The following is a 13,103-nucleotide window of genomic DNA, read 5'->3' as shown; positions in this document are numbered from 1 at the left end:
CTTTCCTTAAACCTGCAAAACCTGAATTCAGCGCTCGCAGTGCTGAGATGGGCGGCAAGATAGCAAAATAGACATCCGCTGCTACAGCAACCATCGCATTCAACGCCGGCAAAATTATTTGAGTGCAAAAAACATGAATGTTGTCAGGCCGGCCACGGTGCCGCAAAGGCCTGCCAGTAGCTGACGCGCAACAGGATGTTCGACCCGCGATCGATGGGATACCAGCATCCATACACCCACCAGCGCCGCAGCGGTTGTCAGCATCTGCAGCACTGTGCCCATTAGCCCGGGTATGGGCGGCCGGTCCGCCCCGAACAGGCGAATGTAAAACTCCGAGACCACCACGCCTACCATCATGCCGCTGGCGGCACCGAGCACATTGGCGAGGATCAGATTCCAGGCACCACGTTGCCTGACGACCCATACCCACATGGCCGCCCAGGCAAAAAACATAACGGCTATTTCCATCGCATTCTTCCTTCGGAATCGGTGTTGATCAGGCCCTTGGCAGCTTGCTCGACAGTGGACGGCAAGATAGCAAAATAGTAGCGTCGCGCCACTGACTTCATCTCCGTAATGGACTACTCATGCCTGCTCTCAAAACCTGCCGTCTGTTTTGTGCGTTCGTCCTTGCTACCACGCTGACTCCGGCATTCGCTGCCTGGAAAGAGCACCCGGAAAACAGCTGGAAGTATTACCTCGCCAACTGTCAGCGCATGCAGGAAAAAATGGCCGACGTCCAAAGCGGTCGCGTGCCCGGCGCCTTTGAGGTGACGGGCGATCTGGAGAACAGCCTGGGGAGCATGAATGAGCACCGCCCAAACCTGCCTCCCCAGTACCTCGCCTCCGGGGAATTCGCTCAATGCGAAAACGTGGCGGCCGAGGCCGATGCGATGATTGCCCGTGGCAAAGCCGAGTTCGCCGACAGAATGAACCAGGCTGCCGAGCAAGGCCGGATCGCCCACCAGAACTCCCCCGAATACCAACGTGCCCGTTCACTCGGCTACAGCGATGTCGGCGAAATCTCCTTCCTCAAACTCCACGAAGACATGGACGGCGAAGCACGCCTGAAAACCATGTTGATTACCGTCGATGAAGTCTGCGGCCAATACTTTCGTGCCACGCAATATGTGAAGCCGTATGTGATCTACACCGTTCGGCCGTCGGATGGCGGGTGTGGTGAGGAAAAGCGCGTGGCGATTGTCGGTGGCAGGTCGGTTGAGAAGGGTGATTACATCGATGAGCGGGGCGAGTTTCAGTATGTGGGCTGGAAGAAACTGGTGGGGGCGGATGGGTTTCCTACTGAGATTCGGGTGTTGAAGGCTCGGCGCTGACCGCAAAACAGTCACGCCGTCCAGTCACGTCTGGGGGAAATAATTCACCGCCAGAAACAGCAGGGTCGCCATGCCCGCGGCCAGGCCACACACCGCGCCGAGCAACTGGCGTGCAATCGGGTGTTCGGGTTGACGGCGATTGGCAATCCACAGCCATACCCCCGCCAGAACGCCCGCGCTGGTGATGAACACCACCAGACTGCGATGCAGGTTGGGTGTCGCCATCGACGTACCAATGACTGCGTCGTAAATCAGCGTGAACACAATGCCGGTAACCACGCCACTTCCGGCGCCGGCAAGGTTGGCCAGCAACAGGTTCCACTCACCCCGTTGCTTCACCACCCACAGCCAGGTTCCAGCCATCACCAGCAAACACAACACAGCATCCATTTTGGTCTATTCCCGAGTGCGCGATAACAGAGGCGGAGACAGGCCTCTAGCGAGTGGACGGCAAGATATCAAAATAGAAGCTTCGCGCCACTTTCTTCATCTGCGTAGCTTAAAGAATGTCCTTCAAATAACCCTTGAGCGCGAGCAGCGGCTGATCCAGCTGCTCCAGCGACTGCGCCTGACTGAAGTCCGTCGACAACTTGTGCAGTTCCCGCCCCAACGGTTTCTCGACGCCACCCAACGCATCCATCGCCAGCGCCAGGCATTCGTTCATCTTGAACTGGATCGTCTCGACATCACCTCGGCGCACCAGCAATTCGAACACGTCTTTCTGATAGTCGCCCATGACCATGTCATCCCGCAGAATCGGGCTCAGGCCTTCTTCCTCGTACGCGAGTTTCAGGGAGAACAGGGCGACGGTTTCCAGTGACGTTTCCATGGGGTGAACCTGTGTGAGATCTCGCCGGAGGGCCAGCGGCACTTTCCGACAGACGAAAAAAAAGGCCTTGCTAAGCAAGACCTTTCTTGATTTTGGTGCCCCGAGGGAGACTCGAACTCCCACTCCTTTCGAAAACGGATTTTGAATCCGCCGCGTCTACCAATTCCGCCATCAGGGCTCAATGGCGGCGAAGTATAGAGAGGTGCCTACCGTTGGTCAATCACGTTTCATGGTCAATTTTCGATATTTCCGCTAGACTTTCCGGCCCTGCTAGACGAACCCCATCATGCGCGTTGCTGACTTTACCTTCGAGCTTCCTGATTCGCTGATTGCCCGCCATCCTTTGGCCGAGCGTCGCGGTAGTCGCCTGTTGACCCTGGATGGGGTCAGCGGCGCCCTGGCACACCGTCAATTCACTGATCTGCTGGAGCATTTGCGCCCGGGCGATCTGATGGTGTTCAACAATACCCGGGTGATTCCGGCGCGCCTGTTCGGGCAGAAGGAGTCCGGCGGCAAGCTGGAAATCCTCATCGAACGCGTGCTCGATACCCATCGCGTGCTGGCCCATGTGCGTTCCAGCAAGTCGCCGAAGCCGGGTTCGAAGATCCTGATCGACGGCGGCGGCGAAGCCGAGATGCTGTCGCGTCACGATGCGCTGTTCGAGCTGGGGTTTGCCGAAGAAGTGCTGCCGCTGCTCGATCGCGTCGGCCACATGCCGTTGCCTCCTTATATAGACCGCCCGGACGAAGGTTCGGATCGCGAGCGCTATCAGACCGTGTATGCCGAGAAACTCGGCGCGGTGGCGGCACCGACCGCCGGGCTGCATTTCGATCAGACGTTGATGGAAGCGATCGCCGCCAAGGGCGTCGAGACTGCGTTCGTCACACTGCACGTCGGCGCCGGCACGTTTCAGCCGGTGCGCGTCGAGAAGATCGAAGATCACCACATGCACAGCGAGTGGCTGGAAGTCGGTCAGGACGTAGTTGATGCAGTCGCCGCTTGCCGTGAGCGCGGCGGTCGAGTCATCGCTGTCGGCACCACCAGCGTGCGTTCGCTGGAAAGCGCCGCCCGCGATGGCGTGCTCAAGCCGTTCAGCGGCGACACCGACATCTTTATCTTCCCGGGGCGGCCGTTCCATGTGGTCGATGCGCTGGTCACCAATTTCCATTTGCCCGAATCCACGCTGTTGATGCTGGTCTCGGCCTTCGCCGGTTATCCGGAAACCATGGCTGCCTACAAAGCCGCGGTCGATAACGGATACCGCTTTTTCAGCTACGGTGATGCGATGTTCATCACCCGTAATCCCGCCCCCCGCGGCCCAGAGGAATCCGTATGAGTCGCACCTGTCGTATGTCTTTCGAGTTGCTTGCCACCGATGGCAAGGCTCGTCGTGGTCGTCTGACCTTCCCTCGTGGCACCGTCGAGACCCCGGCCTTCATGCCGGTGGGCACCTACGGCACGGTCAAGGGCATGTTGCCGCGTGACATCGTCGCCACCGGCGCGGAGATCATTCTGGGCAACACCTTCCACCTGTGGCTGCGCCCGGGTACTGAAGTGATCAAGGAGCACGGCGACCTGCACGATTTCATGCAGTGGAAAGGCCCGATCCTGACCGACTCCGGCGGTTTCCAGGTGTTCAGCCTCGGCGCCATGCGCAAGATCAAGGAGGAGGGCGTGACCTTCGCCTCTCCGGTCGACGGCTCGAAAGTGTTCATGGGCCCGGAAGAGTCGATGCAGGTCCAGCGCGATCTGGGCTCGGACATCGTGATGATCTTCGACGAATGCACCCCGTACCCGGCTGACGAAGACGTGGCCCGTGTGTCCATGGAGCTGTCGCTGCGCTGGGCCCAGCGTTCGAAGAATGCCCATGGCGACAACACGGCGGCGCTGTTCGGCATCGTCCAGGGCGGCATGCACCAGGACCTGCGCATGCGCTCGCTGGAAGGCCTGGACAAGATCGGCTTCGATGGCCTGGCCATCGGCGGTCTGTCGGTGGGCGAGCCCAAGCACGAGATGATCAAGGTGCTGGACTACCTGCCGGGCATGATGCCGGCTGACAAACCTCGTTACCTTATGGGCGTTGGCAAACCGGAAGATCTGGTTGAGGGTGTGCGCCGCGGTGTGGACATGTTCGATTGCGTGATGCCAACCCGTAATGCCCGCAACGGGCATCTGTTCATTGATACAGGCGTGCTGAAGATCCGTAACGCGTTCCATCGCCATGATGATTCGCCGCTGGATCCGACCTGCGATTGCTATACCTGCCAGAACTTCTCCCGCGCTTATCTGCATCATCTGGACAAGTGCGGCGAAATGCTCGGCAGCATGCTCAATACCATCCACAATTTGCGCCATTATCAGGTGCTGATGGCTGGTTTGCGCGAGGCTATTCAACAGGGTACATTGGCCGCCTTTGTCGATGCCTTCTACGCCAAACGCGGGCTTCCCGTTCCGCCTTTGGACTGAGATTTCTGACCCCAAGATTCAACATTTGCAACTGGAGTGCTAAATGAGCTTTTTTATCTCTAATGCCATGGCTGACGCGGCTGCACCGGCTGCAGCGCCTATGGGCGGCGGCTTCGAGTGGATTTTCCTGGTCGGCTTCCTGGTCATCTTCTACCTGATGATCTGGCGTCCACAGGCCAAGCGCGCCAAAGAGCAGAAGAACCTGCTGAGCAGCCTGCAGAAGGGCGACGAAGTGGTCACCACCGGCGGCATCGCCGGCAAGATCACCAAAGTGGCCGATGACTTCGTGGTTCTGGAAGTTTCCGACACCGTGGAAATGAAGTTCCAGAAGGGCGCCATCGCCGCCACGCTGCCAAAAGGCACGCTGAAAGCGATCTAAGGTTCCAACTTCTACTCAATCGACGGGGCGCGCAAGGCGCCCCGCGTTCATAACGGGCGGCGTGATGCTGAACAAATATCCTCTGTGGAAATACATTCTGATCCTGGCGGTGCTGGCGATCGGTCTGATTTATTCCGCTCCGAATCTATACCCCGATGACCCGGCCATTCAGATCAGCGGCGCCAGCACGGCCCTGCAGGTCAATCAGGCCGATCTGGATCGCGTGAGCACCGCGCTCAAGGAATCCGGGATCAACGTCAAGGCTTCGAGCCTGGCTGCGAACGGCAAGGGCGGTCTGATCCGTCTGACCAAGGCTGAAGACCAGCTGCCGGCCAAGGACGTTGTCCGCAAGGCATTGGGTGATGACTACGTCGTCGCGCTGAACCTGGCACAAACCACCCCGCAATGGCTGCGCAGTGTGGCCGCGCACCCGATGAAGCTGGGTCTGGACTTGTCCGGTGGTGTGCACTTCCTGCTGGAAGTGGACATGGACAAAGCCCTCGACGCCCGCCTGAAAGTCTACGAAGGCGACGTCAAGAGCCTGTTGCGCAAAGAGAAACTGCGTTATCGCAGCCTGCCGCAACTCAATGGCGCCATTCAGCTGGGCTTCAGCGATGCTGATTCCCGCGAACAGGCCCGCGCGCTGATCCGCAAGAATTTCAACGATTTCGACATTGTTCCGGCCGACCTCAACGGTCAACCGGTGCTGCGTCTGGCGATGACCCCGGCCAAGCTGGCGGAAATCCGTGAATACTCCATCAAGCAGAACTTGACCACGGTACGTAACCGCGTCAACGAGCTGGGTGTTGCCGAGCCGATCGTCCAGCGTCAGGGCGCCAACCGTATCGTGGTTGAGCTGCCGGGCGTGCAGGACACTGCCGAAGCCAAGCGCATCCTCGGCAAGACGGCCAACCTGGAGTTCCGTCTGGCTGCAGAGCCGGGTGCTTCGAAAGCCACTTCCGAAACTTTCGAATTCCGCGAAGGCAATCGTCCTCCTGCCCAGATCGAGCGTGGCCTGATCATCACCGGTGACCAGGTGACTGACGCCAAGGCCGGTTTCGGCGAGCACGGCACGCCTGAAGTGAACATCCGTCTGGATGGTCACGGTGGCGAGCTGATGAGCCGCGCGACCCGCAGCAACGTCGGTCGCAGCATGGCGGTGATCTTCATCGAGCAGCGCCCGGTCACCACTTACACCAAGCAAGTGGTCGATGGCGTCGAGAAAGACGTCGCGGTGCAGACCTTCAAGGAAGAGAAGAAGATCATCAGCCTGGCGACCATTCAGTCGCCGCTGGGTGCTCAGTTCCGTATCACCGGCCTGAACGGCCAGGGCGAGTCGTCCGAGCTGGCGCTGCTGCTGCGTGCCGGTGGTCTGGCTGCTCCGATGTACTTCGCTGAAGAACGCACCATCGGCCCGAGCCTGGGTGCAGACAACATCACCAAGGGTATCGATGCATCGCTGTGGGGCATGTTGTTCGTCTCGCTGTTCATCATCGCCATCTACCGTTTCTTCGGTCTGATCGCCACCGTTGCACTGGCGGTGAACATGGTGCTGCTGCTGGCCTTGATGTCGCTGCTGGGCGCCACGCTGACCCTGCCGGGTATCGCCGGTATCGTGTTGACCATGGGTATGGCAGTCGACGCCAACGTACTGATCTTCTCGCGGATTCGTGAAGAGATCGCCGCCGGCATGACCGTGCAGCGTGCAATCAACGAAGGCTTCGGTCGGGCATTCACTGCGATTCTCGACGCCAACCTGACCACCTTGCTGGTCGGCGGCATCCTGTTCGCCATGGGCACCGGCCCGGTGAAGGGCTTCGCAGTAACCATGTCCCTCGGGGTTCTGACTTCGATGTTCACGGCCATCATGGTCACCCGCGCGATGGTCAACCTGATCTTCGGCGGTCGTGACTTCAAGAAGTTGTGGATTTAAGGGGCTGCCATGTTACGTACAATCAACTTCATGGGCGTCCGCAACTTTGCGTTCGGCGTCACTGTATTTCTGACCTTGCTGGCAATCTTTAGTGTGTTCCACAAGGGCATGAACTGGGGTCTGGACTTCACCGGCGGTACGCTCATCGAGCTGACCTACGAGCGTCCGGCCGATGTCACCAAAGTGCGCGAGCAGCTGGTTTCTTCCGGTTATCACGAAGCCGTGGTGCAGAACTTCGGCGCGACCACCGATCTGCTGGTGCGCATGCCGGGTGAAGACCCGCAGCTGGGCCATCAGGTGGCGGAAGCGCTGCAGAAGGTCGGCGGCGACAACCCGGCGACCGTCAAGCGCGTCGAGTTCGTCGGCCCGCAGGTCGGTGAAGAACTGCGCGACCAGGGCGGCATGGGCATGCTGCTGGCGCTCGGCGGCATCCTGATCTACCTGGCTTTCCGCTTTCAGTGGAAGTTTGCGGTCGGCGCCATCGTGTCGCTGATCCACGACGTGATCGTGACCGTGGGTATCCTGTCGTTCTTCCAGATCACCTTCGACCTGACGGTGCTGGCGGCGGTACTGGCGATCATCGGTTACTCGCTCAACGACACCATCGTCGTGTTCGACCGGGTGCGTGAGAACTTCCGTGTTCTGCGCAAGGCCACGCTGATCGAGAACATCAACATCTCGACCACCCAGACCCTGCTGCGGACTATCGCGACCTCGGTTTCGACCTTGCTGGCGATTGCGGCGCTGCTGTTCTTCGGCGGTGACAACCTGTACGGCTTCTCCCTGGCGCTGCTGGTGGGTGTTCTGGCGGGTACCTACTCGTCGATCTACATCGCCAACGTGGTGCTGATCTGGCTGAACCTGTCGACCGAAGACCTGATTCCGCCGGTCAACACCGAGAAGGAAGTCGACGACCGTCCATAACGGCCATCGTTTTCCCGGCTGTCAGTCAAAAAAGACGCGAGTTGAACTCGCGTCTTTTTTTTTGCTCCAAGGCTGGGAGAAGCGCGGGCGCGTCCCGCATGTGATGGTCAGGAGGTTCATGTGAACAAGTCGTTGCTGGTTGGTGCGGTATTGGGTGCTGTCGGTGTGACTGCCGGGGGTGCTGTTGCCACCTACAGCCTGGTTAAAAGCGGCCCTGAGTATGCGCAAGTGCTGGCCGTAGAACCGGTCAAAACACAGATCAAGACTCCACGTGAAGTGTGCAAGGATGTGACGGTGACCCGGCAGGCGCCGGTGAAAGATCAACACCAGATCGCCGGCACCGTGGTCGGTGCGCTGGCAGGTGGTCTGCTGGGTAACCAGATCGGCGGCGGCACCGGCAAGAAGATTGCCACGGTGGCCGGTGCGGTCGGTGGTGGTTACGCCGGTAACAAGGTTCAGGAGGGTATGCAGGAGCGTGATACCTACACCACGACCCAGACTCGCTGTAACACGGTGAATGACATCAGCGACAAGGTCGTGGGCTATGACGTCCGGTATTCGCTGGACGGCAAGGAAGGCAAGGTGCGGATGGATCGTGATCCGGGCAACCAGATCCCGGTCGACAAGGAAGGCAAGCTGATCCTGTCGCAGAACGAGCCGGGCCAGTAACTGGCTGATGGCTTATAGGAAAAGCACCCTTCGGGGTGCTTTTTCATGCCCATAAAAAAACACCCCGAAGGGTGTTTTTTTTGGTTTCGCGAAACGCTTAGCGCTTCAGCGAGGCCGGCAGGTGCGGCTGGATCGCCGTCAGAACTGCCTTGAAGCATTTGGTGTTGCCGGCAACAACGTGGCCTTTCTCAAGGAAGTCGTGACCGCCGGTGAAGTCGCTCACCAGGCCGCCTGCTTCCTGAATCAGCAGGGCGCCAGCGGCCATGTCCCACTCGGACAGGCCTGATTCCCAGAACGCGTCGAAACGACCAGCAGCAACGTAAGCCAGGTCCAGGCTCGCCGAACCGGCGCGGCGGATGCCGGCAGTCTGGCCAACCAGGGCGCGGAACATGCCCAGGTAGTTGTCGAGGTTGTCCATCTGGTCGTCACGGAACGGGAAACCTGTACCGAGCAGAGCGCCGTCCAGGCTGGTACGACCGCTGACACGCAGGCGACGACCGTTCAGTTGAGCGCCGCGACCACGGCTGGCGGTGAATTCTTCCTGGCGAACCGGATCCAGAACAACGGCGTGTTCCAGGCGACCACGGTATTTGCAGGCAATGCTGACAGCGAAGTGAGGAATGCCGCGCAGGAAGTTGGTGGTGCCGTCCAGCGGATCGATGATCCACAGGTATTCTTCGCCTTCGATGCCGGTGCCGGCGTGCAGACCGGTCTCTTCACCCATGATCGAGTGATTCGGGTAAGCCTTGCGCAGGGCGTCGATGATTTTCTGTTCGGCGGCGCGATCGACCTCGGATACGTAATCCTTGGCGTCTTTTTCGTCGACCTTGATGGTATCCAGGCGCTCGATGGAGCGGAAGATCAGTTCACTGGCGCTGCGGGCGGCGCGCAGCGCGATATTCAGCATGGGCTGCATGGATGTGTCACCTAAGGTTGTTAAAGAAAGCCGCGCATTCTATCAGAACTTTTCTTCAGGTGAAGGTCGCTGTTCGCTTTCATAGCTTAACGGTAGGCTGTTCTGTAAGATTTGCACCCCTTTGCCGAGTCCGAGAGCGCCCGCCGTGCTGCAAAATATTCGTGTCGTCCTGGTCAACACCAGCCATCCGGGAAACATCGGCGGGACCGCGCGCGCCATGAAAAACATGGGCCTGTCGCGCCTGGTACTGGTTGATCCGCGAGTCTTTCCGCATCACGAAGCCGATGCCCGTGCTTCCGGTGCCGGTGACATCCTTGAAAACGCGCAAGTCGTCGCCACCTTGGAAGACGCCCTGGTCGGTTGCAATCTGGTGCTCGGCACCAGTGCTCGTGATCGGCGCATTCCCTGGCCATTGCTGGATCCGCGCGAGTGCGGGACCAAAGTGGTCGAGGAGGCCGGGCAGGGCGCGGAAATTGCGCTGGTGTTCGGTCGTGAAGATTCCGGCCTGACCAACGACGAGCTGCAGCGATGTCACTATCACGTGCACATCCCCTCCGATCCTGAATTCAGCTCGCTGAACCTCGGGGCGGCGGTGCAGGTGTTGAGTTATGAAGTGCGCATGGCGTGGCTGGCTGCACAAGGTCAGCCGACCAAGATCGAGAAGGAAGAAGTCGCCTCCGTGAAAAGCGCAGAGCTTGCGACCATGGATGAGCTGGAGCGGTTCTATGAACACCTGGAGCAGACTCTGGTGGCCATCGAATTCCTCGATCCGGAAAAGCCGCGACACTTGATGGCGCGCCTGCGCCGGTTGTACGGACGCAGCTCGGTCAGCCGGGCGGAAATGAATATTTTGCGTGGCATCCTCACGGAAACCCAGAAAGCGGCCCGTGGCGAGCTCCTTAAGCGGAAGGATTAATGATGTTCGAGCGTTTGCGTGAAGATATCCAGAGCGTATTCCACCGAGACCCGGCGGCGCGTAACGCTTTTGAAGTCCTGACCTGCTACCCCGGCATGCATGCAATCTGGATTCATCGACTGGCCGGCATGCTCTGGCGCAACGATCTGAAATGGCTGGCACGGCTGGTGTCGAACTTCGGTCGCTGGCTCACCGGGATCGAGATCCATCCGGGTGCCAAGGTCGGTCGACGCTTCTTCATCGACCATGGCATGGGCATCGTGATCGGCGAAACCGCTGAAATCGGCGATGACGTGACGATCTATCAGGGCGTGACCCTGGGTGGTACCAGCTGGAACAAAGGCAAGCGTCACCCGACCCTCGGCGATGGCGTTGTGGTGGGGGCGGGTGCGAAGGTGCTCGGTCCGTTCACTGTGGGTGCTGGCGCCAAGGTCGGGTCCAATGCCGTGGTCACCAAGGAAGTGCCTCCGGGCGCCACTGTGGTGGGGATTCCGGGGCGTATCATCGTCAAGTCCGATGATGAGGCGGACGCCAAGCGCAAGGCGATGGCCGAGAAGATCGGCTTCGATGCCTACGGCGTCAGCGAAGACATGCCCGATCCGGTGGCGCGCGCCATCGGCCAGTTGCTCGATCACCTGCAAGCGGTGGACGGACGTCTGGAGGGGATGTGCGGCGCGCTGAAGGATCTGGGCAGTAATTACTGTGCGAAAGACCTGCCCGAGCTGCGTGAAGAAGACTTTGCCTGCGTCAAGGGCAAGGACGAATCCAAGCTCCACTGACGCACTTGCAGGGCTGCTGCCGACCGGTGTGCCATTAGGCCGCAGACCCTGCTATCATTCGCGCGCTCTTTTGCGGGTAAACCCGACTAAAGCACTAGGTCTTATAGTTGACTTAAATGCTCGGGAATTGCATACTCCCGCCCATTCCGAACTCCGTGGTAATTGTCCATGCGACTGACTACAAAAGGCCGATACGCCGTGACCGCCATGCTTGACCTGGCGTTGCACGCGCAACACGGGCCGGTGTCCCTGGCCGATATCTCCGAGCGCCAAGGCATCTCCCTGTCCTATCTCGAACAGCTTTTCGCCAAGCTGCGCCGCAGTAACCTGGTTTCCAGTGTTCGCGGTCCGGGCGGTGGCTACCAGTTGTCCCGCGACATGCAGGGCATCCAGGTGGCTCAGGTGATCGATGCGGTGAACGAATCGGTCGATGCAACAAAATGCCAGGGCCAGGGCGACTGCCACTCCGGTGACACCTGCCTGACCCATCACCTGTGGTGCGACCTGAGCCTGCAGATTCACGAATTTCTCAGCGGTATCAGCTTGGCCGACCTCGTAACTCGCCGTGAGGTGCAGGAAGTGGCCCAGCGTCAGGATCAGCGTCGTTGCAATGGCAAGGCGCCGCGCCTGGACAAGATTGAAGCGTCCGCCGTCGAATGACAGCCAGAGAGCTAGCGGCACGCCAGCCAGCCTGATTTAGGAGATAGTCCATGAAATTGCCGATTTACCTTGATTACTCTGCGACCACCCCGGTCGATCCGCGCGTTGCGCAAAAAATGAGTGAATGCCTGCTGGTCGACGGAAACTTCGGTAACCCGGCGTCCCGTTCCCACGTGTTCGGCTGGAAAGCCGAAGAGTCCGTCGAAAACGCCCGTCGTCAGGTGGCCGATCTGGTCAACGCCGACCCGCGTGAAATCGTCTGGACCTCCGGTGCCACCGAGTCCGACAACCTGGCAATCAAGGGTGCGGCACATTTCTACGCCTCCAAGGGCAAGCACCTGATCACCTCCAAGATCGAACACAAGGCTGTCCTCGACACCATGCGCCAGCTGGAGCGTGAAGGTTTCGAAGTCACCTACCTCGATCCGACCGAAGATGGCCTGATCACCCCGGCCATGATCGAAGCCGCGCTGCGCGAAGACACCATCCTGGTGTCGGTAATGCACGTGAACAACGAAATCGGTACCGTCAACGACATCGCCGCCATCGGCGAGCTGCTTCGTTCGAAGGGCATTCTGTTCCACGTCGACGCCGCTCAGTCCACCGGCAAGGTCGAAATCGACCTGCAGAAACTGAAAGTCGACATGATGTCGTTCTCCGCTCACAAGACCTACGGCCCTAAAGGCATCGGCGCGCTGTACGTCAGCCGCAAGCCGCGTGTGCGCATCGAAGCGACCATGCACGGCGGCGGTCACGAGCGCGGCATGCGTTCCGGCACCCTGGCGACTCACCAGATCGTCGGCATGGGCGAAGCGTTCCGTGTGGCCAAGGAAGACATGGCTGCCGAAAACGTACGCATCAAGGCCTTGAGCGACCGTTTCTACAAGCAGGTCGAGCACCTGGAAGAGCTGTACGTCAACGGCAGCCTGACCGCCCGCGTTCCGCACAACCTGAACCTGAGCTTCAACTACGTTGAAGGCGAGTCGCTGATCATGGCGCTCAAGGATCTGGCGGTTTCGTCCGGTTCGGCCTGCACCTCGGCGTCGCTTGAGCCTTCGTACGTACTGCGCGCCCTGGGCCGCAACGACGAACTGGCACACAGCTCGATCCGTTTCACCTTCGGCCGTTTCACCACCGAAGAAGAAATCGACTACGCCGCGCAGAAAGTCTGCGAGGCCGTTACCAAGCTGCGCGCTCTGTCGCCGCTGTGGGACATGTACAAAGACGGCGTCGATATCTCGAAGATCGAGTGGGCGGCACACTAAATATAGAAGCCGCCGGATACAGATCCTGTAGCG

The 13,103-nt window shown here is 59.6% G+C and carries 15 protein-coding genes and 1 tRNA gene; 11 read left to right on the top strand and 5 right to left on the bottom strand.

Annotation, left to right across the window (positions count from 1 at the left end; all coding sequences use genetic code 11):
- Window positions 1-114: 114 nt before the first annotated feature.
- Window positions 115-468 (bottom strand): hypothetical protein, encoded by a 354-nt coding sequence (locus LOY31_RS23740; protein ID WP_221535347.1) that lies wholly within the window; start codon window positions 466-468, stop codon window positions 115-117.
- Window positions 469-587: 119 nt separating this feature from the next.
- Here LOY31_RS23740 and LOY31_RS23735 point away from each other — a divergent pair, with 119 nt between their 5' ends.
- Window positions 588-1,334, top strand: coding sequence for a hypothetical protein (locus tag LOY31_RS23735; RefSeq protein ID WP_258712281.1), 747 nt, complete (start codon window positions 588-590; stop codon window positions 1,332-1,334).
- Between the two features lie 24 nt (window positions 1,335-1,358).
- Here the strand turns inward: LOY31_RS23735 and LOY31_RS23730 are convergent, their stop codons facing one another.
- The 3 genes from LOY31_RS23730 to LOY31_RS23720 form a co-directional block, all read right to left on the bottom strand.
- On the bottom strand, window positions 1,359-1,724 hold the full coding sequence (locus tag LOY31_RS23730; RefSeq protein ID WP_085606877.1) for a hypothetical protein: 366 nt from the start codon (window positions 1,722-1,724) through the stop codon (window positions 1,359-1,361).
- Window positions 1,725-1,833: 109 nt separating this feature from the next.
- Complete coding sequence (locus LOY31_RS23725; RefSeq protein WP_007956700.1) at window positions 1,834-2,163, bottom strand: hypothetical protein; 330 nt, start codon at window positions 2,161-2,163, stop codon at window positions 1,834-1,836.
- Window positions 2,164-2,256: 93 nt separating this feature from the next.
- Window positions 2,257-2,341: transfer RNA gene (locus tag LOY31_RS23720), tRNA-Leu, on the bottom strand.
- Window positions 2,342-2,449: 108 nt separating this feature from the next.
- On the opposite strand from LOY31_RS23720, the gene queA reads away from it, so the two are divergent.
- The 6 genes from queA (at window position 2,450) to LOY31_RS23690 (ending at window position 8,534) form a co-directional block, all read left to right on the top strand.
- Window positions 2,450-3,499 (top strand): tRNA preQ1(34) S-adenosylmethionine ribosyltransferase-isomerase QueA, encoded by a 1,050-nt coding sequence (gene queA / locus LOY31_RS23715; protein WP_258712280.1) that lies wholly within the window; start codon window positions 2,450-2,452, stop codon window positions 3,497-3,499.
- Between the two features lie 14 nt (window positions 3,500-3,513).
- Window positions 3,514-4,629, top strand: a complete 1,116-nt coding sequence (gene tgt, locus LOY31_RS23710) for a tRNA guanosine(34) transglycosylase Tgt (protein WP_161794909.1) — start codon at window positions 3,514-3,516, stop codon at window positions 4,627-4,629.
- A 43-nt stretch (window positions 4,630-4,672) separates the two neighbouring features.
- Complete coding sequence (gene yajC, locus LOY31_RS23705; protein WP_007956696.1) at window positions 4,673-5,008, top strand: preprotein translocase subunit YajC; 336 nt, start codon at window positions 4,673-4,675, stop codon at window positions 5,006-5,008.
- Between the two features lie 64 nt (window positions 5,009-5,072).
- The gene (secD, locus tag LOY31_RS23700; protein WP_039765691.1) at window positions 5,073-6,941 is read left to right on the top strand and encodes a protein translocase subunit SecD; all 1,869 of its coding nucleotides are present in this window, start codon (window positions 5,073-5,075) and stop codon (window positions 6,939-6,941) included.
- A gap of 9 nt (window positions 6,942-6,950) precedes the next feature.
- Window positions 6,951-7,865: a protein translocase subunit SecF gene (gene secF, locus LOY31_RS23695; RefSeq protein WP_007956694.1), complete on the top strand. Its 915-nt coding sequence runs from the start codon at window positions 6,951-6,953 to the stop codon at window positions 7,863-7,865.
- A gap of 120 nt (window positions 7,866-7,985) precedes the next feature.
- Window positions 7,986-8,534 (top strand): glycine zipper 2TM domain-containing protein, encoded by a 549-nt coding sequence (locus LOY31_RS23690; RefSeq protein ID WP_007956693.1) that lies wholly within the window; start codon window positions 7,986-7,988, stop codon window positions 8,532-8,534.
- Window positions 8,535-8,631: 97 nt separating this feature from the next.
- On the opposite strand, the gene suhB is transcribed toward LOY31_RS23690, so the two are convergent.
- A complete protein-coding gene (suhB, locus tag LOY31_RS23685; protein ID WP_007941397.1) occupies window positions 8,632-9,450 on the bottom strand; it encodes an inositol-phosphate phosphatase in 819 nt (272 codons plus the stop codon).
- A 145-nt stretch (window positions 9,451-9,595) separates the two neighbouring features.
- Between suhB and trmJ the strand changes: the two genes are divergently transcribed.
- From trmJ to LOY31_RS23665, 4 genes are all read left to right on the top strand, one after another.
- Window positions 9,596-10,366: a tRNA (cytosine(32)/uridine(32)-2'-O)-methyltransferase TrmJ gene (trmJ, locus tag LOY31_RS23680; RefSeq protein WP_007956692.1), complete on the top strand. Its 771-nt coding sequence runs from the start codon at window positions 9,596-9,598 to the stop codon at window positions 10,364-10,366.
- Between the two features lie 2 nt (window positions 10,367-10,368).
- On the top strand, window positions 10,369-11,145 hold the full coding sequence (cysE, locus tag LOY31_RS23675; RefSeq protein WP_007956691.1) for a serine O-acetyltransferase: 777 nt from the start codon (window positions 10,369-10,371) through the stop codon (window positions 11,143-11,145).
- A 168-nt stretch (window positions 11,146-11,313) separates the two neighbouring features.
- Window positions 11,314-11,805 carry a Fe-S cluster assembly transcriptional regulator IscR gene (gene iscR, locus LOY31_RS23670; protein ID WP_007956690.1) on the top strand — a complete coding sequence of 164 codons (492 nt, stop codon included), beginning with the start codon at window positions 11,314-11,316 and terminating at the stop codon, window positions 11,803-11,805.
- 50 nt (window positions 11,806-11,855) lie between these two features.
- Entirely contained in the window at window positions 11,856-13,070 is a 1,215-nt protein-coding gene (locus LOY31_RS23665; protein WP_007956689.1) for an IscS subfamily cysteine desulfurase, read from the top strand.
- The last annotated feature ends 33 nt before the right edge of the window (window positions 13,071-13,103 follow it).

The organism is Pseudomonas sp. B21-021 (genome assembly GCF_024749205.1).
In the GTDB taxonomy this organism is placed as follows: Bacteria; Pseudomonadota; Gammaproteobacteria; order Pseudomonadales; family Pseudomonadaceae; genus Aquipseudomonas; species Aquipseudomonas paraglycinae.
Note: the sequence above shows the minus strand (reverse complement) of the source record. Positions and strands in the feature narration are given on the sequence as shown.